General features: G+C 66.5%; 20 protein-coding genes. 3 read left to right on the plus strand and 17 right to left on the minus strand.

What is annotated here, in order from left to right; translation table 11 throughout:
• Positions 1–44: 44 nt before the first annotated feature.
• The 10 genes from Q5064_RS01485 to Q5064_RS01530 form a co-directional block, all read right to left on the minus strand.
• Positions 45–989, minus strand: a complete 945-nt coding sequence (locus Q5064_RS01485) for a DUF4097 family beta strand repeat-containing protein (RefSeq protein WP_302961659.1) — start codon at positions 987–989, stop codon at positions 45–47.
• Positions 986–1900: a helix-turn-helix domain-containing protein gene (locus Q5064_RS01490; protein WP_302961660.1), complete on the minus strand. Its 915-nt coding sequence runs from the start codon at positions 1898–1900 to the stop codon at positions 986–988. The genes Q5064_RS01485 and Q5064_RS01490 overlap by 4 nt, the downstream gene beginning before the upstream one ends.
• Positions 1901–2295: 395 nt before the next feature.
• Positions 2296–3300, minus strand: a complete 1005-nt coding sequence (locus Q5064_RS01495; RefSeq protein ID WP_302961661.1) for a helix-turn-helix transcriptional regulator — start codon at positions 3298–3300, stop codon at positions 2296–2298.
• Positions 3301–3436: 136 nt separating this feature from the next.
• A complete protein-coding gene (locus Q5064_RS01500; RefSeq protein WP_135971213.1) occupies positions 3437–3979 on the minus strand; it encodes an NYN domain-containing protein in 543 nt (180 codons plus the stop codon).
• 181 nt (positions 3980–4160) lie between these two features.
• Positions 4161–4910 (minus strand): 23S rRNA (guanosine(2251)-2'-O)-methyltransferase RlmB, encoded by a 750-nt coding sequence (gene rlmB / locus Q5064_RS01505; RefSeq protein WP_302961662.1) that lies wholly within the window; start codon positions 4908–4910, stop codon positions 4161–4163.
• 114 nt (positions 4911–5024) lie between these two features.
• Positions 5025–5516, minus strand: a complete 492-nt coding sequence (locus tag Q5064_RS01510; protein WP_302961664.1) for a hypothetical protein — start codon at positions 5514–5516, stop codon at positions 5025–5027.
• Positions 5517–5694: 178 nt separating this feature from the next.
• Positions 5695–6306: a helix-turn-helix transcriptional regulator gene (locus Q5064_RS01515; RefSeq protein ID WP_302961666.1), complete on the minus strand. Its 612-nt coding sequence runs from the start codon at positions 6304–6306 to the stop codon at positions 5695–5697.
• A gap of 138 nt (positions 6307–6444) precedes the next feature.
• Positions 6445–8205: a proline--tRNA ligase gene (locus Q5064_RS01520; RefSeq protein WP_302961668.1), complete on the minus strand. Its 1761-nt coding sequence runs from the start codon at positions 8203–8205 to the stop codon at positions 6445–6447.
• Positions 8202–9338 carry a flavodoxin-dependent (E)-4-hydroxy-3-methylbut-2-enyl-diphosphate synthase gene (ispG, locus tag Q5064_RS01525; protein WP_302961669.1) on the minus strand — a complete coding sequence of 379 codons (1137 nt, stop codon included), beginning with the start codon at positions 9336–9338 and terminating at the stop codon, positions 8202–8204. The genes Q5064_RS01520 and ispG overlap by 4 nt, the downstream gene beginning before the upstream one ends.
• A 132-nt stretch (positions 9339–9470) precedes the next feature.
• Positions 9471–10583, minus strand: a complete 1113-nt coding sequence (locus tag Q5064_RS01530) for a site-2 protease family protein (RefSeq protein WP_302961671.1) — start codon at positions 10581–10583, stop codon at positions 9471–9473.
• A gap of 511 nt (positions 10584–11094) precedes the next feature.
• On the opposite strand from Q5064_RS01530, the gene Q5064_RS01535 reads away from it, so the two are divergent.
• The 3 genes from Q5064_RS01535 to Q5064_RS01545 all read left to right on the plus strand — a co-directional run bounded on the left by Q5064_RS01535 (position 11095) and on the right by Q5064_RS01545 (position 15578).
• Positions 11095–14910 (plus strand): VaFE repeat-containing surface-anchored protein, encoded by a 3816-nt coding sequence (locus tag Q5064_RS01535; RefSeq protein WP_302961673.1) that lies wholly within the window; start codon positions 11095–11097, stop codon positions 14908–14910.
• Positions 14911–15067: 157 nt separating this feature from the next.
• Positions 15068–15349: a BrnT family toxin gene (locus tag Q5064_RS01540; protein WP_302961674.1), complete on the plus strand. Its 282-nt coding sequence runs from the start codon at positions 15068–15070 to the stop codon at positions 15347–15349.
• Entirely contained in the window at positions 15318–15578 is a 261-nt protein-coding gene (locus Q5064_RS01545) for a CopG family antitoxin (RefSeq protein ID WP_302961676.1), read from the plus strand. Before Q5064_RS01540 ends, Q5064_RS01545 begins: the two co-directional genes overlap by 32 nt.
• On the opposite strand, the gene dxr is transcribed toward Q5064_RS01545, so the two are convergent.
• From dxr to Q5064_RS01580, 7 genes are all read right to left on the minus strand, one after another.
• A complete protein-coding gene (gene dxr, locus Q5064_RS01550; protein ID WP_302961677.1) occupies positions 15575–16855 on the minus strand; it encodes a 1-deoxy-D-xylulose-5-phosphate reductoisomerase in 1281 nt (426 codons plus the stop codon). The two genes, Q5064_RS01545 and dxr, sit on opposite strands and share 4 nt — an antisense overlap.
• A gap of 45 nt (positions 16856–16900) precedes the next feature.
• Entirely contained in the window at positions 16901–18061 is a 1161-nt protein-coding gene (locus Q5064_RS01555) for a phosphatidate cytidylyltransferase (protein ID WP_302961679.1), read from the minus strand.
• The gene (locus Q5064_RS01560) at positions 18062–18841 is read right to left on the minus strand and encodes an isoprenyl transferase (RefSeq protein WP_302961680.1); all 780 of its coding nucleotides are present in this window, start codon (positions 18839–18841) and stop codon (positions 18062–18064) included.
• 32 nt (positions 18842–18873) lie between these two features.
• Positions 18874–19437, minus strand: coding sequence for a ribosome recycling factor (gene frr / locus Q5064_RS01565; protein ID WP_302961682.1), 564 nt, complete (start codon positions 19435–19437; stop codon positions 18874–18876).
• Between the two features lie 84 nt (positions 19438–19521).
• Positions 19522–20238 carry a UMP kinase gene (gene pyrH, locus Q5064_RS01570; protein WP_016310279.1) on the minus strand — a complete coding sequence of 239 codons (717 nt, stop codon included), beginning with the start codon at positions 20236–20238 and terminating at the stop codon, positions 19522–19524.
• 633 nt (positions 20239–20871) lie between these two features.
• A complete protein-coding gene (locus tag Q5064_RS01575) occupies positions 20872–21558 on the minus strand; it encodes a hypothetical protein (protein ID WP_302961683.1) in 687 nt (228 codons plus the stop codon).
• Positions 21558–22834: FAD-binding protein (locus Q5064_RS01580; RefSeq protein ID WP_302961685.1), on the minus strand; the 1277-nt coding region annotated here is incomplete at its 5' end. The genes Q5064_RS01575 and Q5064_RS01580, both read right to left, overlap by 1 nt.

The raw sequence follows: 22834 nt of genomic DNA on the forward strand, positions 1-22834 counted from the left end.
TAGGAGAGCGCCGACGTTCGCCGGTGCCCGAATGCCACGAAGTTTTACTCAGCCGGATTAACGGTGAAGCTGCCGCTTAAGATGTCGAAGTCGAGGGAACACGTCGGAGCGTCGGCATCGCCGTTGGCACCCGCCCCATCGCCCAGGTTGTTGGCGAAGCTGCCGGTCGTCTTGTCGACATTCGCCTCCACCCGCGTGTTTACGGGCAGCACCAGGTCCACGCTGCCCGAGGCCGAGCTGCCCGTCACCTTCGAGGGGGCCTGCGTTCCAAACGAGAGAACCGTAGCGCCGGAGGCCTGGTCCAGCTCCACCGTATCGGTAACGACGCCCTCCAGAGATATCCGACCGCTTGCCTTGCTCAGCGAGGCCCGCTCGGCCGTGACGCCCGTCACGTTCGCCTCGCCCGACGCCACGTCCATCTCCAGCTCGACACAGCTGAGGTCCTCTACCGTGTAGCGACCCGAAGCCGCCTCCAGCTCGAACAGCTCAAGCTGATCGGCCAATGACGCAGGCACTGTGACCGTCAGGTCCTTCTGGCCGAACCAGCTCTGCGAGCACCCGGACAGGCCGCCATTGCCTTCCATGTAGGAAACGGACAGGACGCCGCCCTCGACCTCGCACACCATCACAGGGCACGAGCCGCTGCGCACCGTCTCCTCCACGATCACCTTGCCGCCCGTCTCGTCGTCGGACGCCACCCACACGTACCCCGAGCCGGCCAGCCAGTTCAACTCGATAGCACTCACCTCGGAAGCGTCCGCCTCGAAGCGGGTGCCCTCGGTCGTCGTCTCGTAACTGCCGGGGCGGCCCAGGTCGGACAGCGCACCGTCCATGACATTGATGCCGGCACATCCCAGCACGCCGCCGGGCCACAGTGGCGAGTTCGCGAACCACATACCGCGGCTGCAGCCGCCGAGCCATCCGCACACGCCCAGGCACAGAAGCCCGATGAGCGCGACTTTCACCCACGTACTCGTCGCCAGTTTCATCGGGCACCTCCCTCGGACGAAGCGTCTTCGCGAGCCGCCTCCTGCGCCACGCGCTCACGTTCGGCAAGCCACTCACGATAGGCGGGGTCCGATTCCAGTGTGCTCACAATCCAGTAATAGAACGGGATGGTGAGGAAGATGATCCAGCCCGGGTTCCACCAGCCGAAGCAGAAACCGCCCAGCAGGAAGAGCACCGCACACAGCAGCGGATAGGGGAAGCTGCGCAGCGGGTCTTTCGGCTGCGGCGGCGGTGGCGGCGCAATGGGCACGGCGGCCGGGGGAATGGGAGCCGGCGCCCCGAAGGGGGCCGCACCCGCTGGCGGCACGGGTGCCTGCGGAGCGCCGTAGCCGGGCATCGTCGCGCCCGGCATGCCGACCGGCGCCGACGAGCTGCCGGGGAAAGCGGCCTGCGGGCGAGGCGGCATGGCGGGTGCACCAGCAACCCCGCCGGCACCCGCGGTCGTCCCAGCGGCCCCGCCGGCTCCGGCCGGTCCGGCGGTCCCAAGTCCGGCCCCCATTGCCGGAGCGTTCACCTCCACGACCACCTTCTGCGCGCCCTCGCCCTCGGCAGCGGCCGCCGTGACCGCCACGGCCGCGGCCTCGGCGCGCTCGGCGGCTTCGCGGGCCTCCTCGGCTGCTTCCGCTGCCTGAGTCTCCGCCGACTCGGCGCGCTCCTGCGACTCGTAGCGCACGTCCTCTTCCACCTCGGGGCTCACGCGCAACAGCTCGTCGAGCGTCACGCCGTACAAGTCGGCCAAGGCAATGAGGTTCCCCATATCGGGCGCCGACTCCGCGCGTTCCCATTTGGAAACGGCCTGGCGCGACAGCCCCAGCTGCTCGGCCAAGCTCTCCTGGGAAAAGCCGCGCTCGCGGCGCAGCTCGGCGAGACGCTGGGCAATCTCCACGTTCATCATGGTTCCCTTTCGTGTCCTGCGTGTGGTCACTGCTCGCCTTTCACCCTATGGTTTCCCCCGAAGTTGCACCAGCACCCTTTGTGGTCAATTTCGAAATCCTGCGGAAAATCGCCTCGACAACCAACGGTTGCCCCACATGCCACCTGGGAAAATACCGGCCTCTTTCTCAACGACACCAGCATACCAAAGAAAAGCCCCCGCATTCCGAGGAACCGGGGGCGCACGAACACTGAGGGAAGGCGATGCCCCCGACGGGAAGGCAGCAACCCATTCGGGGCGGCGGCCAAACCAGAGAAGCGGCGAACCGCCTGAGAAGGGGCGGGGCGGCCGAGGGGGGCACCAGCCGGCCACAGCGAAACCTCGCCCCTTCGAGCCGTCGACCCAGTACTCGCCTAAGACACCTCTTCGACTTCGACCTTGCCCGTGCCCCGGCGGCGGTGCCAACGTTCGGAGGTTTTCACGATAATCATCTCCACAAGCGGGATGGTGAGGAAGATAACCCATGCGGGATGCCACTGCCCCACGATGAAGGCCATCCAGAAGAACCATGCCGTGGCCGCCACGGGATACAGGCCGCAGAGCATGGGCGCCACGCGGCGCGATACGATGGCCGCGCCCACAATGTAGTACACGGGAATGAGGAACAGCAAAAACAGCCCCTGCCACCACGCGCCGCTCACCAGACCGAGCAGCAGATAGGCCGCCAGCACCACGCCCCAGAAGGGGAACTTCATCCACCGCTTGGCGAAGTCGGAATCGATGTCGTCGAAGGAGGCGTGCTCGAAGATGTGGTCGCTCGCCCCGGACTCGGTGGTGTTCACGCGCACGCCGTCCCAGCCCACGTGCACCTCCTGGCCGTAGCGGTCGCGCACGTGCACGCCGTCGGCCCAGCTCACCAGCACGTGGTCCTTGCCGTCGTTCACGCGGATGCCGTCGAAGCCCACATGCACGTGCCCGCGCCCCTCCTCTTCGACGTTGATCCCGTCGAGGCCGAACGACACGTTGTCGTGGGCGTCAGCCGCAGACTCGCCTGCGCCGCCCTCAGCGCCCACGGCTCCCGGCACGCTTCCGCCCGCAGCCGAGCCGGCAGCCGCTCCTGCGGCCGCTGCTGCACCAGCGCCGCTCGCGCCCGCCGCGCCCCGGCGCCCCGCGGCGCGGTCGGCCGCCTCGAAGGCCACATCGTCGGCGATGGCGTCGTCCACGTACAGCAACTCGTCCAGCGACACGCCGTACAGCTTCGCGAGTGCGATGAGGTTGTCGGTATCGGGCGACGACTCCGACCGCTCCCACTTGGAAACGGCCTGGCGCGACACGCCCAGCTTCTCGGCCAGAGCCTCCTGGGACAGCCCCGCCTGCTTACGGCGCGCGGCCAGGCGCTCGGCAATCTCAACGTTCATGGTGTGGTCCCTTTCTTCTGCGTTTGCCTTCCTCGACTGCCTTCGAGCCTACCGAAACGCCGCCGCCCGCGCGACCAATTCGCGTTGTCATTTCCCGCAATTATTGGTTGCGGAGTGTCTGATCTGGGAAAACGTTCTACTTCTTGTCGCGCAGGGCCTTCAACTTGGCCAGCGTGTCGGCCGGTATGCGGTCGGCCACCGTGCGCTTGGGGGCCACCTTCGGGGTGTCGTCGAGCCGCGCGTCCTCGTAGTACTCGCCCATCTCGTGGGAGAATCCCTCGGCGCTCATGCGGTCCACGCCGCCGCCGAACACGGTGTCCTGGATGGCGGCGTCACTCGTGACCACCATGGTCTCCACGCCGCGCTTACCGGCGTCGTAGGCCAGCTTCTCGATCACCTTGTCGGCCGATTGGCCCGCCGGCGAGAAGACCACGTCCACGCCGCCCACCTTGGTGCGGCTGCCCTGGGAAAGCTCGTTGTCGCCTGCGTCGAACACGATGACGGCGCCCATGTCGCGCCCGGCGAAGTTCACCACGTCGTTGATGAGCCGCTCGCGCGCCGTGTTGAAGAAGTCGTCGGTGTAGTCCTCATCGGCCCGTGGCTGCCACCGATACCGGCTGCCCGACCGCAGCACATTGTACCCATCGACGATGAGGAGCCTTTTTCTTGTCTTTCCCATATTTCACCACCTCAGAGGTTCGCCCAAGGAAATCAGCGAGGGTTCGACAGGCGCCTGGAATTGCCTTGAAGCGCGGCCGAGCGGCCTTCGCGCCGCGAGGGAAAGCGCTGAATGGCAAGGCCAGGTGCCTGTCGGAACCGCAGCGTCGGCATTCCCGTCGTTGCGTTAGCAACGACGGAATCTACCAGTTCTGGCGGAGCCACTCGTACATGCAGGCGGTGGAGGCCTGGGCCACGTTCAGGCTGGAGATCTCGCCCACCTGGGGCAGCTTCACGCCGAAGTCGCAGCTTTCCAGCACGAGGCGCGACACGCCCTCGCCCTCGTTGCCCATCACGAGCACGATCTTGCCCTTCAGGTTCGTGTTCCAGATGTAGTCGCTCGCGTGCTCGGTGGCAGCGGCCACCCAGAAGCCCTCCTCCTTCAGGCGGTCCAGGGTGCTCGTGATGTTCGCCACCTGGCTCACGGGAATGTGCGAGATGGCCCCCGCCGAGCTCTTGTAGGTAGCGGCCGTCACGCGGGCGGCGCGCTTGTTGGGAATGATGAGGCCCGCCGCGCCCACCGACTCGGCCGAGCGCGCGATGGCACCCAGGTTGCCGGCATCGGTGATGTGGTCGAGCACCACGATGAGCGCCCGCCCGTCGTGCTCCTCGGCCGACTTCGCCGCTGCCTCCAGAATGGTGGTCACGTTCACATAGCCGAAGGGCTCGGCCTCGGCCATGACGCCCTGGTGGCTGCCGCGCTCGGAAATCTCGTCGAGCTTCTTCTTCGACACCTTCTTAATGGGCACATTGCGATTCTTCGCCTTGCGCTGGATGTCGCGCACGATGCTGTCGCCTTGGCTCAGGTTGTCGGCCATGAGGATGTACTTCAGGGGCACGTGGGTGCGCAGCGCCTCGATAACCGGACGCTTGCCTTCGATGAAATCAGCCATGGGTTCGCTTTCCTCAGTTAGTTTTTGCGTGCTGCTAGGATACTGAAAGAAAGGGGCAGCCACCCGCATCGCAGGTGAAACTGCCCCATTTTCTCAGGAAATGGTTGGGGGCGCTTACTCGGCCTTGACATCCCGGGCTGCGATTTCGGCGGCTTTTTTGGCGAACTCGGCGCGCTGCTCGGGGGTCATCATGGCCATCTGGGCCTCCAGCACGTCGTGCTTCAGTGCCTCGGCGAAGCTGGCGGAGTCCTTCTTGGCGGCATCGGCGGCCATTTCGGCCTGGGAACGCGCCATGGACACAGCCGACTCGGCCTTCTCCTTCGCCAGTTCGGCGTTGGTCTTGGCCTGCTCGCCCATATGGCTCGCCGTGGCCTTCGCCTGGCGAACGGCCTCGTCTGTCGCCGTCTGCGCCTGCTGCTGCACGCGCTCGCCCGTGGCCTGGGCCTGCTTCAGCACCTCAGAGTTGATCTGCTTGCCCTGCTCCACGGTGATCTCGCCCTTGGCGATGAGCTGCTCTACCAGCTCCTGGGTCTTCTCGGCACCGAGCGCCATGGCGCCCACGCCGGCCAGAAACACGTCTTTCAGTCCGTCTGCGATCGTCGTCATGTCGGGACCTCCCTTTTCTTGATGAGTTAGCCCCTTCATCATAGGCGGCACCGCAACCCGAATGCACCGACGGGGCAGCACTGTTACTGCCCCGTCAAAGGATGATTAACTCTATCATGTTTAAATGCTTGCCCACGAGGCTGCTTGCGCGACCTTGCCGGCAAGATCGCCGTATCTCCTACAAAAACACCTTCATGATCACGTAGGCCACGATGAAGCCCGAGGCGGCGCTCACCACGACCTTCAGGACGCTCGCAGCCCGCGGGTGCCGGCGCCCCAGGCCCGCATCGTCACGCTGGGGCTCTTCACCATGGGAGAAAGCCACGATCTCCCGGTAGGTGACCAGGTCGTTTTGCTTCTTCATGACCTCTACCTTGTTGATGACGATAAGGCCCATAATCCAGAAGGCCACGAACAGCACGAATCCCAGCACCTCGCCTTCGGTGCAGTTGGCCGCCAACGACGAGGGACCCGTCGGCAGCAGGAAGCCGACGATCAGGCAGACGAACCCCATCGCCACCAAACCCCAAGCGGCCATTGCCCAATTCGTCATCGTCTTCCAGGTTTCCTTGATGGTCTTCTCCATAATTGCCACGTCTCCCTTCACGAGTTCGTCGATGGACGTCTCAAACAGCTCGCTTAACAGCAGAAGGCTCTGCACATCGGGATAGGTGCAGTCAGTCTCCCAATTCGATATGGTCTGGCGCGACACGAAAATGCGCTCCGCCAATTCTTCTTGGGACAGTCCGAGGCGGGCCCGATGCTCCTTCAACGACTCCTTCAGCTCCACTGTTCCGTCCTTTCGCAATCAGAGTGACATGACGGGTGCCACCCTACCACCAAAACTCTTTGGCATACCCCCTCGCAACGCGAAAAACCCCTGCCAAAAGTCTTTGACAGGGGTTCTGATCAGGTATTTTACTGAGGCTTATCCGAAGATGGCGTCGAAGCTGCCGTAGCCGGCGCCGGTGTGGGTATTGTTGCGCATGGATCGGCGGGCGAAGCCCATGAGCTCGGCCAGCACGTCCAGCGACACGTCCTTCTTCTCGCCGGTGCGGCGCAGCTTTACCTCCACCTTGTTCTCCGCCAGGCCGCGCTTGCCCACGACAATCTGCACGGGCCAGCCGATGAGGTCGGCGTCGTTGAACTTCACGCCGGCGCGCTCGTCGCGGTCGTCGATGACCACGTCGAAGCCGATCTCGTCCAAATCGCGCGCGATCTTCTCGGCCATGGGCTGCACTTCCTCGTCGCCCACGGTCAGCGGCACGATGCACACCTGAGCCGGAGCCACCGAGGGCGGCCACATGATGCCGTGCTCGTCGTTGTGCTGCTCCACGATGGCGGCCAGGGTGCGCGAGATGCCCACGCCGTAGCAGCCCATGAAGAACGGCACCTCGTTGCCTTCCTCGTCCATGAACGTGGCGCCCATGGCCTTGGAGTACTTGTCGCCCAGCTGGAAGATCTGAGCCACCTCGATGCCGCGCGCGCCGTCGAGCGGCAGCCCGCACTCGGGGCAGCAGTCGCCCGGCTTCACCGTGGCCAGGTCGGCCCATTCGTCCACCGTGAAGTCCTCGCCGAGGCGCGCGCCCACGTAGTGGTAGCCGTCCTCGTTGGCGCCCACCACCCACTGCGGCACGGCCTTCAGGCTCAGCGACGCGATGACGCGGGCGCCCTCGGGCAGCCCCACCGGGCCCATGGAGCCCTTGCACAGGCCGAAGTCCTTCATCTCCTCGTCGGTCAGCAGCGTGAAACCGGGCACGACGCCCTCGATCTTCAGCTCGTTCAACTCGTGGTCGCCGGGGACGAACACGCAGATGAGATTGCCCTCGGCGTCCTTGCCCGAGAGGGCCTTCACCGTGGAGGACTCGGGAATATCCAAGAACTCGGCCAGCTCGGCGATGGTGTGCACGCCCGGCGTGGCGATCTTCTCCATGGCGTCCACCGTATGCACCGTGGGCCGCGCCATGCACGCGCCGGCCTCGGCGTCGGCCGCGTACCCGCACGAGCAGTACACCAGCTCCGCCTCGCCCGATTCCGCCAGCGCCATGAACTCAGCGGTCACGCTGCCGCCGATCTGGCCGCCGTCGGCCTCCACCTCGCGCCACTCCAGACCGCAGCGGTCGCAGATCTTCTTGTAGGCCTCGCCCATGGCGTCGTAGGTCTCCTGCACCGACTCCTGGGTGGCGTTGAAGCTGTAGGCGTCCTTCATGATGAACTCGCGCGAACGCAGAAGGCCGAAGCGCGGGCGGATCTCGTCGCGGTACTTCGTCTGGATCTGGTACAGGTTCACCGGCAGCTCCTTGTAGGAGCGCAGCTCGTTGCGCACCAAGTCCACGATGAGCTCCTCATGGGTGGGCCCGAGGCAGAACTCGTTGTCGTGGCGGTCGGTCAGGCGCATGAGCTCGGGGCCGTAGTCGTCCCAACGGCCGCTCTCGTGCCACAGCTTCGCCGGCTGCAGGGCCGGCATGAGAATCTCCTGGGCGCCGGCGGCGTCCATCTCCTCGCGCACGATGTCCTCGATCTTGTGGAGCACGCGCCAGCCCAGCGGCAGGAACGTGTACACGCCCGAGGCGGTCTTGCGCAGCATACCCGCGCGCAGAAGCAGGCGCGCGCTGGCGATGTCGGCATCCGACGGGTCTTCCTTCAAGGTGGGAGCGTACAGGTTGCTCATGCGCAGAATCTGGGTCATAGGGTCTCCAACTCTTCCATAAGGGCGGTCACGATATCTGACTCGGGAACTTTCCGAACGATTTTACCATGGGAGAAAACCACGCCCGACCCCGCGCCGCAAGCCACCCCAATATCGGCATCGGCGGCCTCGCCCGGGCCGTTCACCACACACCCCATGACGGCCACCTTCACCGGCTTTTGCACCTGCGCCAGGCGCTCTTCCACCTCACGTGCCAGCCCGATGAGGTTCACCTGGCAGCGCCCGCAGGTGGGGCAGCTGATGAGCTCGGGAGCGCGCCGGCGCAGATCGAGCGCGCCGAGCAGCGTCCAGCAGGCGCGCACCTCCACCACCGGGTCGTCGGTGAGCGAGATGCGCATGGTGTCGCCGATGCCCTCCTCCAGAAGCACGCCCAAACCCGCTGCCGACTTGATGATGCCCTGGAAGGCGGTGCCGGCCTCGGTGACGCCGATGTGCAGCGGCACGTGCGGCAACTCGGCGGCTAGCAGGCGGTAGGTGTCGATGGTGGTCTGCACGTCGTGGGCTTTGGCCGACACGGCCAGGTCGTGGAAGTCGCACTCGTCTTCGAAGAAACGCACGTACTCGACGGCCGAGGCCACGAGCTTCTCGGGCAGCGTGAGGTCGTCGCGGGCCGCGAGCGCATCGTCGAGCGAGCCGGCGTTCACCCCGATGCGGATGGGAATACCCGCCTCGCGAGCGGCGGCGATCACCTCGCGCGTGGCCTCCAAGCCACCGATGTTGCCGGGGTTGATGCGCAGCTTCGCCGCCCCGCGCCGAGCCGCCTCGATGGCGATGCGCGCGTCGAAGTGGATGTCGGCCACCACGGGCAAAGGCGACGCGGCGCACACGGCCTCGAAGGCATCCAGGCAGGCGCGGCGCGGGATGGCCATGCGCACGATCTCGCAGCCGGCCTCCGCCAGCGCCTCTATCTGCGCGAGGTTGGCCTCCACGTCGTCGGGCGCGGCGTTCAGCATGCTCTGCACCGCCACCGGCGCCCCGCCGCCCACGGGCACGCCGCCTACCATGATCTGCCGCGTGCGTTCGTGGGGCTTGAGCGAGCCGGCACCGCAAGCCTCGCTCGTTGCCCCCGCAGCGGCATCCGCGCGCTCGGAGGGCTTCAATTCGTTGGTCATAGACGTTCCTTAGAACGAAGGGTTCAACCTATTATAAAGGCGGGGACAGCCCGATGGCCGTCCCCACACATCATTCATGTTGCGCGATAGCGTCGGCCCGTCCGCTCGTTCCGGCGGGGCGAGCGACAGCCCCTACCCCCAGTTGCCGAAGACGAAGCGCTGGATGTCCTGGTTCAGCATGATCACGAAGAATCCGAGGAACAGCGCCATGCCCGCCATGGACATATAGTTCATGGCCTTCTGCGACACCGTCTTGCGGGTGCCCTTCTGGAAGAGCTCCACCACGAAGCGGCCGCCGTCGAGCGGCGGGATGGGCAGCAGGTTCATGATGCCGAGCGACACCGAGATCATGGCCATGAACTCGAGCGCCTCGATGAGGCCGGCCTGGAAGTAGTCCTTCGACATGACGGCGATGCCCACGATGGAGGTGGAATCCGACACCGTCTGGGCCGCCGTGGCCGGATTGAACAGGCCGATAACCGCCTGCACCACCATGCCGATGTAGGAGAAGCCCGCCTGCAGCGCCTGGAGCACCGAGGCGTGGATAGTCATAATCTCGCCGGTGTCGGGGTGGGCCACCTGAAAGCCGATGACCGAGAACACCAGCACGAACACGAGCATGGCGAACAGCAGGTTCACGGCGATGCCCGCCAGCAGGATGACCGAGCGCTTCCAGAAGGGAAGCGAGCGGTACTGCTGCTTGTACTCCGACTCGTACAGGGCGCGCGGATCGTCCACGGGGCGCGCCTCGCCCAGCTCGTAGCGGGGCAGCTCGCCCTTGCCGGCCTTCGCGGCGCGCCTCATCTGGCGCTTGGTAGGCGCCACGCGCGGGGCGCGGTAGGTGTTGAACTGGTCGGACTTCTGCGGGGCGATGACGCTGCCCCACTCCACGAGCTCCTCGAGGGCCTCGTAGGCCTCATCGTCGGAGATGCCGCAGTCGCGGGCCACGTCCTCCATGTTCGCCGTGCCGCGGCGGTACAGCGACGCGAGCACCTCCTGGAGGTGGGGCTGCAAGGGGCCGGCCTCCATGCCGCACACCTTCGCGTAACCGCCGAGCGGCACCGCCGTCACGCCGAAGCGCGTCTCGCCCCGGGTAAAGCCCACCGAAGGGCCGGGGAGGCCGAGCATGAACTCGGTCACGCGCACGCCGAAGGCGCGGGCGGCGAGGAAGTGGCCGCCTTCGTGGATGAACACGAGCAGGCCGATGGTGATAATGCCGCAGACGAGCATGATGAGAATATCCACGGGGGAACTCCTTAGAAGTTGGGAGCGTGCTTTCCAAGCGCCGGCCCGGCGCGATGCGCGGCCGACATGCGTGTTTCGGCGTTCATTATAGGGAGCAGCACCCGGAAACGCCGCCGTAAGCCGCCGCGCCCCTTGAAATCCCTACAACGGGTATACGGGGAATTCACAGGTCCGCGACTTTTCAGCTGAGACGAAAACGTCCCACTTATGGGGAACGGGGACGCGGATGCGGCCGGGCGGGGAGTCGTGGGAGATTCTTCCCGGGAACCCGCCGAGACGCGAGCGGGATGGGAGCGGGCCTGCACGGCGGCGCGACGGCGGTTCGCGGCGGGAGCGAAATGCGAACGCGCCGCGTCATTTCTGCGGTTCCGGGATTCTACAGTAGGGGCTGCCAGGCGCGGGCTTACCGCTCCGCCCCCCCCCTCTTCGACTCCTTTACGGGGCTGTGAGCCCGCGCCCGGCCTTTCCATCGCATCGCGCGCCTTCGGGGCCAGCGCAGAAAGGAGACCCTATGGATCCCACCCGTCGAAACCTCGCGCGGCCCGAGCCCGGCCGCATGAGAAAGATCGCAAGCGCCCTCATAGCCTTCCTGCTCATGGCGAGCGTCATACCCTTTACGGCCGGTACCTCGCCCGCCCAGGCCAATGAGGCGCCCACCGTGCCCGTCATGCTCCACTTCAAGGACGCCGATGGGGAGACGGTGGACTACTTCGGCTACGATGCGCCCTACGTCCGAGACGGCGACGACATGCTCGTGACCGTGAACGACGACGCCGGCGCGCTCAACTACGAGGACAACCTCTCCTTCGAGGTGTATGAGAACTATGCCGCTTTCAACTACGAGCAGCGCGACATCACCGAGAAGTGCGCCTACGATCCGGAAGCAGGCACGGTGCGCATCCCGGCGGCCTACGAGGAGGAGCGCGATACGCTCGGCATCATCTTCTGGCTCTCGCCGGCGCACCCCGCCTACGAGCGCTACGTCCTCGCCGACCTCGACACCTCCGACGTGACCCTCGCCCATGGCGGCCAGCAGATCACCTTCGCCTCCGACGTGCCCGACATCGTCGATGAGTCGACGGGCGCGGCAGCGGCCGCCGAGCGCGGCGGCGCCTTCCCCGGACAGGCTGAGAAGCGCTACCAGCTGAACCCCCACACGCGCCTCGAGAACTTCACCGACCAGCAGGTCGAGAAGCAGAAGGCCTACGGGTTCCCGCCCGAGAAGGTGGGCAGCTACGGCTTCGGCGTGCTGTTCAGCGCCTCGCAGGTCTGGGAGGACAGCTCCCCCAACCCCACGCACTTCAACGACTGGTTCCTCGATGTGAACGACAGCTCCTTCGACGCGGCGGTCGACCTCTACTTCTGGGACACCGTCGCCGCGCGCAACGGAGCCGACGCCCAGTTCGCCACCGCCCAGGACGGCGGCCACTACTACGATCGCTACGTCACCACCGGCCGTGACTTCTTCGACGCGGGCATCAGCTCGGGCACCGCGCCCGACAACCGGGCCATGGCGCATGGCACCTGCGGATCCTCCAACGTCAACAACGGCTACGGCGCTGTGACCACCAACCCCAACGGCGACAGCTACATCGTGTTCAAGGGCACCTACACCGGCTCCCAGAGCCAGTACGAGGGCTGGTACAAATTCTTCTACAAGTTCGATGCCATGTCGGCCGCCACCGGCGCGGAGTTCCAAGACGTGGTGGGCTATATCCTCGCCGCGCCCGCGAACACGGGGAAGGCCCAGCTGACGAAGGCGTCCGCCGAGCCGGACATCTCAAGCGCTAATGGAAACTACACCCTGGCCAACAGCGTGTTCGCGGCCTTCGCCGACCGCGGCGCCGCCGAGAGCGCCGCGAAGAAGGCCCAGGGCGCGCCGTGGAAGAGCTGGCAGGACGCCCGCAGCTGGGCCGACCAGAACGCCGCCTTCACCTTCGTAACCCAGGCCGACGGCGCCAGCAACGTGGTGGAGGACATCGAGGCGGGCACCTACTATGTAGCCGAGCTGTTCGCCCCGGCGGGCTTCCGCCTGTCAAGCGCCGTCGAGCCCCTCGAGGTCGAGGCGGCGGCCGACGATGCGGCCGCGAGCGCCATCACCTTCGAGGACGTCCCCATGCAGGGGTCGATCGACCTGCTCAAGCAGTCGAACAACCCGAACCTCACCACCGGCAATTCCGGCTACTCCCTCGCCGGCGCCACCTACGGCATTTACCGCGACGCCGCTTGCACCCAGCTCGTGCGCGAGCTGCGATGCGGGCTCAACGACGAGGGAGACGGCTACGCGCGAGCCGACAAGCTGCCCATCGGATCGTACTGGGTGCGCGAGACCAAGCGTCCCCTCCAAGGTTTCGCCCTGGACGAGCGCGTCTACCCCGTCACCGTCACCGATGACACCGTGAGCCGCGTGAACACCCGCTCCGTCACCGACGCGGCCAAGCTCAACCCCCTGGCCATCTTCCTGCAGAAACGGGATGCCCAAAGCAAGGAGAATTTTGCCCAAGGTGCGGCCACCCTGGGGGACGCGCACTTCCGTATAGACTATTATGACGTTGCGGACGGCACGGCGTCGTCCATCGCTCCCTTGCAACCCCGCGCCAGCTGGACGGTGCGCACCAACGACGAGGGTGCGTTCGTACTGAAAGACGCGGAAGGTAGCTTCACGCACATGGATAGACATGGGAACGAGACCCAGCTTCCCTACAAAGTAAGCGGCTCCGATTTCTACAAGCTCTCCGACGGCACCATCGCAATGCCCATCGGCACCTACGCTATCCAGGAAGTGAAGGCCCCCGAGGGCTACCTGCTCGACCCCGCCGTGCACGTGCGCCATATCACCGACGCCGATCACGACGGCGAGATCATCGAGACCTTCGACGCCGAGGAGGACGGCGACATCATCGCTGATGCGGTCGTGCGATCCGATGTGCGCTTCATGAAGCGCGCCGAGGGCGCCTCGAAGCTCGCCGGCATCCCCTTCAAGCTCACCTCGAAGACCACCGGCGAGTGGCACATCGTCGTCACCGACAAGAACGGCGTCGCCTCCACCGAGTCGACGGCCGCCCACCCGCACGACCGCAACACCAACGCCAACGACGAGCAGTTCCGCGCGCCCGACGGCAGCTTCCGCATGCCGCTCGTGCTGGATGCCGCCGCCCTCGACGCCACGGCGGGCACCTGGTTCGGGCTGCGCGGCGACGGAGAGGCCGTAGCGCCCGACAACGGGCGTGGGGCGCTGCCCTTCGACACCTACGAGCTAGAAGAGCTGCGCTGCCCGGCCAACGAGCCGTTCCAGATGATTCGCGACGAGATCGTCGTGGACGCCTCCGACGAGGCCGCGACCATCGACATGGGAACCCTGAACAACACCTCTGCGGGCAGGCCGTCCATCTCCACGAGCGCCTACGACGGCATCTCTAACGACATCTACGACCGCGAGATCAGCGCCGATGCCGAGGTCTCTATCGTAGACCGCGTCACCTACGCAGGACTTGAGCCGGGCGAGCCCTACGACCTTGAGGCCGTGCTCATGGATAAGGCCACGGGAAAGCCCTTCCTCGTCGACGACGAGGAAGTCACGGCAATCGTCTCCTTCACGCCGAGCGCGCCCGACGGGTACCAGAACGTGACACTCGCCTTCGACGCCTCGGACATCGGCGAGCGCGCCGAGCTTGTCGTATTCGAAACGCTCCTCAAAAACGGGGTGGAGGAAGCCGCCCATCGCGATATCGACGACCTCAAGCAGACCGTCGCCGTCAACCCCATCACCATCGGCACCGCAGCCCGCGACAGCGTCAGCGGCACCCACGAGGGCGAGCCCGCCGAGGAAGTCGTCATCGTGGACGAGGTGAGCTACCAGGGGCTTACGCCGGGATTCGAGTACCGCCTGGTGGCGCTCCTCATGGACAAGGCCACCGGGGAGCCTTTCGCCGTGGACGGCGAGATAGTCACCGTCGAGAAGACCTTCGTCCCCGATGCGACCGAGGGCGCGGTGGAGGTGGAGATAGCCATTCCGGGCGCGGCCCTGGACGGAGTATCCCTCGTGGTGTTCGAGTCCCTCTACCACGGTGACACCGAGGTGGCCCTCCACGCCGATCTGGAAGACGAGGGGCAGACGGTCTCCTACGGTTACCCCGACCTGCCGCTGCCTCCCACGGGCGGCCCGGCCGAGCCGCAGCCCGAGGAGCCGTCCGTCCTTGAGGAGCCCCCGGCCAGCCCTCTGGTCCAAACGGGAGACGCGTCCCTCGTGCCGGCCTATCTCGCCGCATTGGGCGCCATCGTCGGCGGCGTCCTTCTCTGGTACGTACTGCGCCGCCGGCGTCCGTAGTTCCCTGAGGAGAGTGCGCTCGTCCTCTAGCGGGCGGCGCACCAGGCGCGGGCGCACTCCCCCCATCTCTTCTTTACACAATCAATCAATTAGAAGCTATTTAAACATCAGAAGAATGTTTATTTGAATTCAATGCTGTCATTTCTAGGAGCTCGTCATGTATTTCCTCTATGATGCTGCCAAAAGCGCATACAACCAAGAGAAGCACGGCATCAGCTTCGATGAGGCGCGTGGGCTCTGGAACGATCGCCATCTTCTCGAAATGGCTGCCGCGAAGCGCGGGGAGCGGCGGCGCATGGTGATCGCGAGGATGGACGGCACCTATTGGAGCGCCATCATCACCTACCGTGGCGCCGCGATACGCATTATTTCCGTGAGACGATCGACCAAGAAGGAGGCAAGGCTCTATGACCAGCACGACAACAGCCGAAAACCTTGAGGAGCGCTTCGGGCGCGGAGAGGACGTGCTCGATTATTTTGACGTCGATAGCGCAACCCAGCCCATGCTCGACACGACGACCAAGACCGTGACGGTCACCCTCCCCCTCTGGCTCATCACCGTGCTGGATCGGGAGGCCGCGCGGCGCGGTATGACCCGCAAGGGCATCATCAATATGTGGCTCGTGGATCGGGCCGATGCCGAAAGGGAACGCGCGCTTGTCCTCTAGCGGGCGGCGCACCAGGCGCGGGCGCTAGCGCGGGCCCACGCGTCCACAGCCTCCAGCTGCTCCAGCGACTCAACCGCCTGGACGCCTGCGCGCTCGTGGGCGTCCATAGCGGCCTCCACGCAGGCGGCGATATCCAAGTAACCGATCTGCTCTGCGAGGAACGCCGCCACCGCCACCTCGTTGGCGGCGTTCATGACCGCGGGCAGCGTGCCCCCCACCTCCCCGGCATGGCGGGCGAGCGCCAGGCAGCGGAAGGTGTCGGTATCGGGGGCGGCGAATTCGAGCGTGCCGAGCGTGCGGAAGTCGAGCGACGCCACCGGCGCCTCCCAGCGCGCCGGATAGGACAGCGCGAACTGGATGGGAATGCGCATATCGGTAGTGCCGAGATGCGCGATGACCGAGCCGTCAGTAAACTCGACCATGGAGTGGATGGCGCTCTGGGGCTGCACCACCACCTCGATCTTGTCGTAGGGCATGGCGAACAGGTGATGCGCCTCGATCACCTCCAGGCCCTTGTTCATGAGCGTGGAGGAGTCGATGGAGATCTTCGCCCCCATGTTCCACGTGGGATGGGCCAGAGCCTGGGCCGGGGTGATGGCCGTGAGCTCGTCGCGGGTCTTGCCGCGGAAGGGGCCGCCTGAGGCGGTCACCCACAGCTTCGCCACCTCGCGGGGATCCTCGCCCAGAAGGCACTGGTAGATGGCCCCGTGCTCGGAGTCGATGGGCATGAGCGCCCCCGCCGGCCCCGTCGCCGGGGCTGTGCCCGCGGCCCGGCGCTGCGCGTCCACCTCGGCCGCCAGCGGCATGATGAGGTCGCCGCCCACCACGAGCGACTCCTTGTTGGCGAGTGCCAGCACCTTGCCCGCGGCGAGCGCGTCGTAGCTCGCCCGCAGGCCGGCCGCGCCCACAAGCGCGTTCACCACCACGTCGGCCTCGGGCAGCTGGGCCAGGGCGGCCACCGCTGCAGGCCCCACGCCGAAGGAGGGTGCACTCGCCTCATCGCGCTCGCAGGAGCCCTCCTCGCCACCCGCAACCGGCGGGAGGCGTTCCACAAGCGCGCGGGCCTCGTCGCAACGGGGGTCGTCGGCCAGGGCCGGGTCGCCCACGGCCAGGTGGCGCACGCCGAACTCCCGGGCCTGGGCGAGCAGCGCGTCCACGCTCCCGTTCACGGCCAGGCCGACGACCTCCAGCTGGTCGCTGTGCTGGCGCACCACGTCCAGGGTCTGGGTGCCGATAGATCCCGTGGATCCCAAGACGACGATGCGACGTTTAGCCATGAGAATGCCTTTCCGCTCGGTGGGAACGGGCGCTGCCCGCTCGCCCTAGAAGAGGGTGTAGGGAATGCAGCCGCCGGCCACCATGAGGATGGCGGCGGTGATGGAGGTGAGGAACAGCGAGTCGCTTCGATCGAGCAGGCCGCCGTGACCGGGCATGATGGTGCCCGAGTCCTTGAACCCGGAGTTGCGCTTGATGCGGCTCTCGGCCAGATCGCCCAGAACGCCCATGCAGCCCGAGACAATGCCGAAGACGATCGCCTGCGGAAGAGACATGGTCACCCCCGGCACGAACGAGATGGCGCACCAGAACAGCACCGATCCCACGAGCCCGGCGAAAAATCCCTCCCAGCTCTTCTTCGGACTCGTGCGCGGGGCCAGCTTGTGGCGGCCGATCTTGCTGCCCACCAAGTAGGCGAAGGCGTCGTTGGCCCACACGCTGAGGAACAGCAGCAGCACCACGACACCGCCCCACGGCGCGGGCAGCGACGCGCGGATGACGATGAGACCGCACAGCAAAAGCCCCGTGTACGCGGCTCCGAAGAAGCTCACGCCCACATCGGGAATACGGGCCTTCAGCCAGAACACGTACCACACGAGCAGCGCCAGCAGAAGCCCCAGGCTCACGAGCATGGCCCCGATAAGGCCGCCGAGGTACACGCTCGGCGGGTACAGCACCGCCGCGATGATGCCGAGCATCTCGTTGGGCAACTTCGCGTCGGAGCGCAGCATGTAGAAGAACTCGCCCGCGCACACTCCGGCCACGGCCATGATCATGAGCAGCATGGGTATGTTGCCGGCGAGCACGCACACGATGGTCACCGCCGTGTACACCGCGCCGGTGCGGAAGCGCACCTGCAAATCGGAGGGGTTGCGCAGCTTCTCGGGAGTCTTGTCGAGCGCCTTCTGCTTCAGCTGGTCGCGCTTCTCCTGGCGCTCCTCGCGCTTCTCCTGGCGGGCCTGGGCCTCCTCGTCGGTCAGGTCGTAGTGCCAGGGAGGGCCGGGAGGCGCCGTCTCGGGGTCGCACACCAGAGGCGGCAGCTCGCGCTCCTCGTCCTCTTCGGACAGAAGGCCGAAGCCGATGCGCTCGCTCGCCTCGCCGCCCTCGCAGCTCTCCGAGCGCTTGCGGCGCGGCGCGCTCTGGCGCAGGCGCTCGCGGGCCGCCCGGGCCCGACTCTTCTTCTCGTCCTCGGAGATGCCGCCGCGCATTTAGGCCACCCCGCCGAACCGGCGATTGCGGCCCTGGTACTCCAGCAGGCAGCGCAGAAACTCGTAGCGGTCGAAGTCGGGCCACAGGGTGTCGGTCACCACGAACTCGCTGTAGGCGATCTGCCACAACAGGAAGTTCGATACGCGCATCTCGCCCGACGTGCGAATGACCAGGTCGGGATCGGGCATCCCGTAGGTGTACAGCCCGCGCTCGAACATCTCCTCGGTCGGCTCCAGCACCTCGCCGGTCTCCTCGGCCACAAGCGCCGCCTCGCGCATGCACCCCGCGCAGGCGCGCAGAATTTCCTGGCGGCCGCCGTAGTTCACGGCCACCACGAGCGTCATGCCGTCGTTGTCGCGGGTCTTCTCCCAGGCGGCATCGAAGGCCTCGCGGGTCTCGGCGGGCAAAGGCGACAGGTCGCCGATGGTGCGCACGCGCACGTGCTCCTCGTGCAGCCCGTCCACCTCGGCCAGCATGGTTTTCGCGAACAGATCCATAAGCCCCACGACCTCGTCTTCGGGCCGCTTCCAGTTCTCGGTGGAGAAGGAGTAGATAGTCAGGTACCGTACTCCCAGATCCGATGCGCAGCGAATGGTCTCGCGCACCGCCTCGATGCCGGCCTTGTGTCCGCGCAGACGGTTGAGCGCGCGCTTCTTCGCCCAGCGGCCGTTGCCGTCCATGATGACGGCCACCGACTCGGGTACCCGCGCGCGATCGAGCGCCGCAGGGTCAAGCCCCGCCGGCGGATCCGGGAATATGTAATCCAAGCTTTTAGCCATATCGTTTCTCGCAGGTTCGCCCAACGAGCCAATTAGATCTCCATGACCTCGGCTTCCTTCTTCTTCAGCACCTCGTCGATCTCGGCGACGAACTTGTCGGTCATCTTCTGGATCTCTGCCTCGGCGCGCTTCGACTCGTCCTCGGGGAGGTTGTCGTTCTTCACGGCCTTCTCAACCGCGGAGTTCGCGTCGCGGCGGGCGTTGCGCACGGCCACGCGGGCCTCCTCGGCGAACGTCTTGCACTGCTTCACCAGATCGCGGCGGCGCTCCTCGGTCAAGCTCGGGAACGGCAGGCGGATGACGTTGCCGTCGTTGTTCGGCGTCACGCCCAGGTCGCTCTCCAGGATGGCCTGCTCGATGGCGCGCAGCACGCCCTTGTCCCAGGGCTCGATGACCAGCAGGTGCGCCTCGGGCGTCTTCACGCCGGCCATCTGGTTCACCGGGGTGGGCACGCCGTAGTAGTCCACCTTGATGCGGTCGAGCACCATGGCGTTGGCGCGGCCGGTGCGCACGCCGACGAAGTTGTCCTTCAGCGCCGATACGGCCTTCTCCATGCGCTCCTCGGCGCCCATGAGAATCTCGTCGATATCTGCCATTGGGGTTTCCTCCCTCTTTAGGAACAGAGCCCGCGGGCTCCTCGGATACAGGGTGCGCGGCCGGGTCTTGCGGCCGCCGCGATGCTACTCGACGACCGTGCCCACCGGCTCGCCCTGGAGGGCCGCCTTGATGTTGCCGGGCTTGGTCAGGTCGAACACGATCATGGGCACGTCGTTGTCCATGCACAGCGACGTGGCCGTGGCGTCCATCACGTTCAGGCCGCGGCTGAGCACGTCCATGTAGCTGATGCGGTCGAAGCGGTGCGCGTCGGGATGCGTCTTCGGGTCGGCGTCGTACACGCCGTCCACCTTGGTGGCCTTCATGACGCAGTCCACGTCCAGCTCGCAGGCGCGCAGGGCGGCCGTGGTGTCGGTGGTGAAGTAGGGGTTGCCCGTGCCGGCGGCCAGAATGACCACGCGGCCCTTCTCCAGGTGGCGCACGGCGCGACGGCGGATGTAGGGCTCGGACACTTCCTGCATGTTGATGGCGCTCTGCACGCGGGAGAAGATGCCGTGGCGCTCGAAGGCGTCCTGCAGGGCGAGCGCGTTCATCACCGTGGCCAGCATGCCGATGTAGTCGGCCTGGGCGCGGTCCATGCCCTCGGCCGAGCCGGCCAGTCCGCGGAAGATGTTGCCGCCGCCGATGACCACCGCCAGCTGCACGCCGTCGTGCACGATCTCGGCGATCTCCTCAGCCAGATCGTCGACGACCTTCGGGTCGATTCCGTAACCGAGATCGCCAGCCAGCGCCTCGCCAGACAACTTCAGCAGAACGCGATCGTACTTGTATTCGTTCGCCATCGAGCCAATCCCTTCGTCGGCAGGTTCTATTTAAACGGATACATATTACCCGAAATAGCGCGCCCGAACCGCCGCGCGGTCCCAAGACCCGAGAAAAACAGACGGCCCTCCCCCGCCGCCCGCCATACCGGTCAAAAACCGGATGTGCACGCGAGCGGAAGCGACGTTTTCGCCCAGAAAGCCACCCGGGAACTCCTCAGGAGGGGCCCTTCTGGCCAGGAATCAGCGGTTTGCTCGAGCGAAGGCGGCGTTTTCGCCCGAGATGCTAGCTGAGAACGCCTTGGAAAGGCCTCTCTGGCCAGGAATCAGCGATCCGCGCGAGCAAAGGCGATGGTTTTGCCCGAGATGCCAGCGAAAGCATCGTGGAGAGGCGCTTCTGGTCAAAAACCGGATGTCCGCGTGAGCGAACATAGGAAAGCGGGACGCCAGGGAGGGTTGGCGTCCCGCACGGGATAGGCTATTGAAGGGGCCGGCCAGCGGGGCATCCCGCCGCGGACGAATATCCCGCCAGGCGGCAGCGTGCCTTGCAGGCAGCAGGGTGCCGTCCGGGCCGAGAACCGGCAGCAAGGGGTGCCGTCCGGGTCGACGACCGGCAGCGGGGCGTGCCGTCCGGGCCGACGACCGGCAGCCGGGCTAGGCGGCGCCCTCTAGCTGCTGGCAGGCAGCCAGGGCCTCGGCGTAGTCGCGCTGGTAGGCCTCCACCTCGGCGGCGAGCGCCGCCAGGGCGTCGGACGGCAACAGCGCCGCCCGAGCCTCCTCCACGGTGGCGAAGGGGCTCGCCTCAAGCGCCAGGGCCAGGGCCCGCTCGGCGTTGCGCGCCGGGCCCACGCGCAGACCGCGCCAGGTGCCGGCGGCCATGAGCGCCCGCCGCGCATCCTCGACGGCGGTGTCGCCCCCTGCCTGGGAGGCCGCCGCGCTCTCGGCAGCCCGAGACCCAACCGTTCCGGCCTCTCCAGCACCACCGGTCCCGTCGGCCCCGGCACCGCCCCCAACCCGGGAACCGCACGCGCCTTCGGCACCGCCCCCAACCTGGGAGCCAGCCGCAGCCACGCGGGCCTTCGCCTCGGCCACCTGGGCCTCGGCCCGGTCGAGCTCGGCAGCCCGATAGGCGGCCGTCCGCGCGAAGCGGTCGACCTCGGCGGCAGAGCGGGCGCGCGCCAGAGCCGCGCCCTTGGCCTCCATGGCCGGCAGCTGCCCGTACAGGCGCTCCAACCGCTCGAACGCCTGCTCAGACGAGGCCGCCCCAACCGACGAGTCGGCCCCGGCACGGGAGCCGCGAAGCCCGCAGGCCCGCTCGGCCCCCGTCACGGCGGCGGTCACTAGATCTCCTGGTAGACGCCGGCCAGCTGCTCGCCGAGGCACTTGCCCTCCACCAGGCAGCGGCCGTGGCTGTTGCCCTGGATGTTGATGGGGTAGTCCACCGCGTAGATGTCGCCGGCGCAGTTGCCGATGGCGTACAGGCCGGGAATGGGCTCGTCCTCGGCGGTCAGCACCTCGAAGTTGTCCGAGATGTGGATGCCGCCCACCACCGACAGGAGACCCGGGGCCACCATGCACGCGGTGAAGGGACCCTCCTCGATGGGGAACAGGAAGTGCTTCTCCTTGTAGAAGTCGGTGTCCTCGCCGGCCTTGCACAGGGCGTTGTAGCGTTCCACGGTGGCCTTCAGCTCGGCCGGATCCACCTCGATCATCTCGGCGAGCTCCTCCAGGGTGTCGGCGCGCTTGTAGTAGTCGGGCACCTCGGCGATGCCGTTCTCCACGGTATCGGTGTGGCCATCCACGGCCGCCTGGTAGTCGGAGCCGTAGGGGCGGAAGGTGTCCCAGAACATGCCGCCGCCGTGCTCGAGCGAGCCCAAGAGGTCGGTCTGCCAGTTGGCGTCGAAGATGGACCAGGCATGGTCGGCACCGCCGTTGTACATCACGCCCAGGCACTTGCCCTGCACCCAGGTGGCCTCGTTCATGAAGCGCTTACCGTCGGGGTTCACGAACAGGAAGGGGCCGTGGAAGGTGGCCGCCGCCTGCGGGTGCATCATGGTCGGCCAGGGGCCCTCCTGGAAGGCGCCACCGGCCCAGGCGGCCATGTTGTGGCCGTCGCCCACGTTGCCCTGGTCGGAGCACAGGCGCGTGAACACGCGGTTAGCCACGGGAGCGAACTCATTGATGTACTCGTCGTTGTAGCTGATGTCGCCGGTGGCCAGCACGACGCCCTTGCTCGCGTTGTACTGCACGTACTCGCCGGCCTTGTTCTGGCAGATGGCGCCGGTCACACGGCCGGACTCGTCCTGCACCAGCTGAACGGCGGGCATCTCGTACACGAACTCGGCGCCCACCTTCAGGGCCTCGGCCTCGAACATGTACTCCACGAAGTCGGCCATGGTGTGCTCTTCGTACAGAGGACCGCCGAACATGAAGTGGTAGCAGGCGATCTCGGGGTGCACCGTAGAGTTGGAGCCCACGGTAACCATGCACTGGGCGCCGTTGGCCTCGGCCATGTCGAGGAACCAGTTCATGCAGCGCTCCGACTCGCGGAACCACTTGGCCACGAGCGACTCGCGGCAGCGGTTGCCGCAGGTGGACACCCAGCGCTCCATCTCCA

Origin of the sequence: uncultured Adlercreutzia sp. (genome assembly GCF_958431955.1) — a bacterium.
GTDB lineage: Bacteria > Actinomycetota > Coriobacteriia > Coriobacteriales > Eggerthellaceae > Adlercreutzia.

Bases quoted from the DNA above. Each gene is read 5' to 3' on its own strand.
- Q5064_RS01485 (WP_302961659.1), bottom strand. From the start codon at position 989: ATGAAACTGGCGACGAGTACGTGGGTGAAAGTCGCGCTCATCGGGCTT.
- Q5064_RS01490 (WP_302961660.1), bottom strand. From the start codon at position 1,900: ATGAACGTGGAGATTGCCCAGCGTCTCGCCGAGCTGCGCCGCGAGCGC.
- Q5064_RS01495 (WP_302961661.1), bottom strand. From the start codon at position 3,300: ATGAACGTTGAGATTGCCGAGCGCCTGGCCGCGCGCCGTAAGCAGGCG.
- Q5064_RS01500 (WP_135971213.1), bottom strand. From the start codon at position 3,979: ATGGGAAAGACAAGAAAAAGGCTCCTCATCGTCGATGGGTACAATGTG.
- rlmB (WP_302961662.1), bottom strand. From the start codon at position 4,910: ATGGCTGATTTCATCGAAGGCAAGCGTCCGGTTATCGAGGCGCTGCGC.
- Q5064_RS01510 (WP_302961664.1), bottom strand. From the start codon at position 5,516: ATGACGACGATCGCAGACGGACTGAAAGACGTGTTTCTGGCCGGCGTG.
- Q5064_RS01520 (WP_302961668.1), bottom strand. From the start codon at position 8,205: ATGACCCAGATTCTGCGCATGAGCAACCTGTACGCTCCCACCTTGAAG.
- ispG (WP_302961669.1), bottom strand. From the start codon at position 9,338: ATGACCAACGAATTGAAGCCCTCCGAGCGCGCGGATGCCGCTGCGGGG.
- Q5064_RS01535 (WP_302961673.1), top strand. From the start codon at position 11,095: ATGGATCCCACCCGTCGAAACCTCGCGCGGCCCGAGCCCGGCCGCATG.
- Q5064_RS01540 (WP_302961674.1), top strand. From the start codon at position 15,068: ATGTATTTCCTCTATGATGCTGCCAAAAGCGCATACAACCAAGAGAAG.
- Q5064_RS01545 (WP_302961676.1), top strand. From the start codon at position 15,318: ATGACCAGCACGACAACAGCCGAAAACCTTGAGGAGCGCTTCGGGCGC.
- dxr (WP_302961677.1), bottom strand. From the start codon at position 16,855: ATGGCTAAACGTCGCATCGTCGTCTTGGGATCCACGGGATCTATCGGC.
- Q5064_RS01555 (WP_302961679.1), bottom strand. From the start codon at position 18,061: ATGCGCGGCGGCATCTCCGAGGACGAGAAGAAGAGTCGGGCCCGGGCG.
- Q5064_RS01560 (WP_302961680.1), bottom strand. From the start codon at position 18,841: ATGGCTAAAAGCTTGGATTACATATTCCCGGATCCGCCGGCGGGGCTT.
- frr (WP_302961682.1), bottom strand. From the start codon at position 19,437: ATGGCAGATATCGACGAGATTCTCATGGGCGCCGAGGAGCGCATGGAG.
- pyrH (WP_016310279.1), bottom strand. From the start codon at position 20,238: ATGGCGAACGAATACAAGTACGATCGCGTTCTGCTGAAGTTGTCTGGC.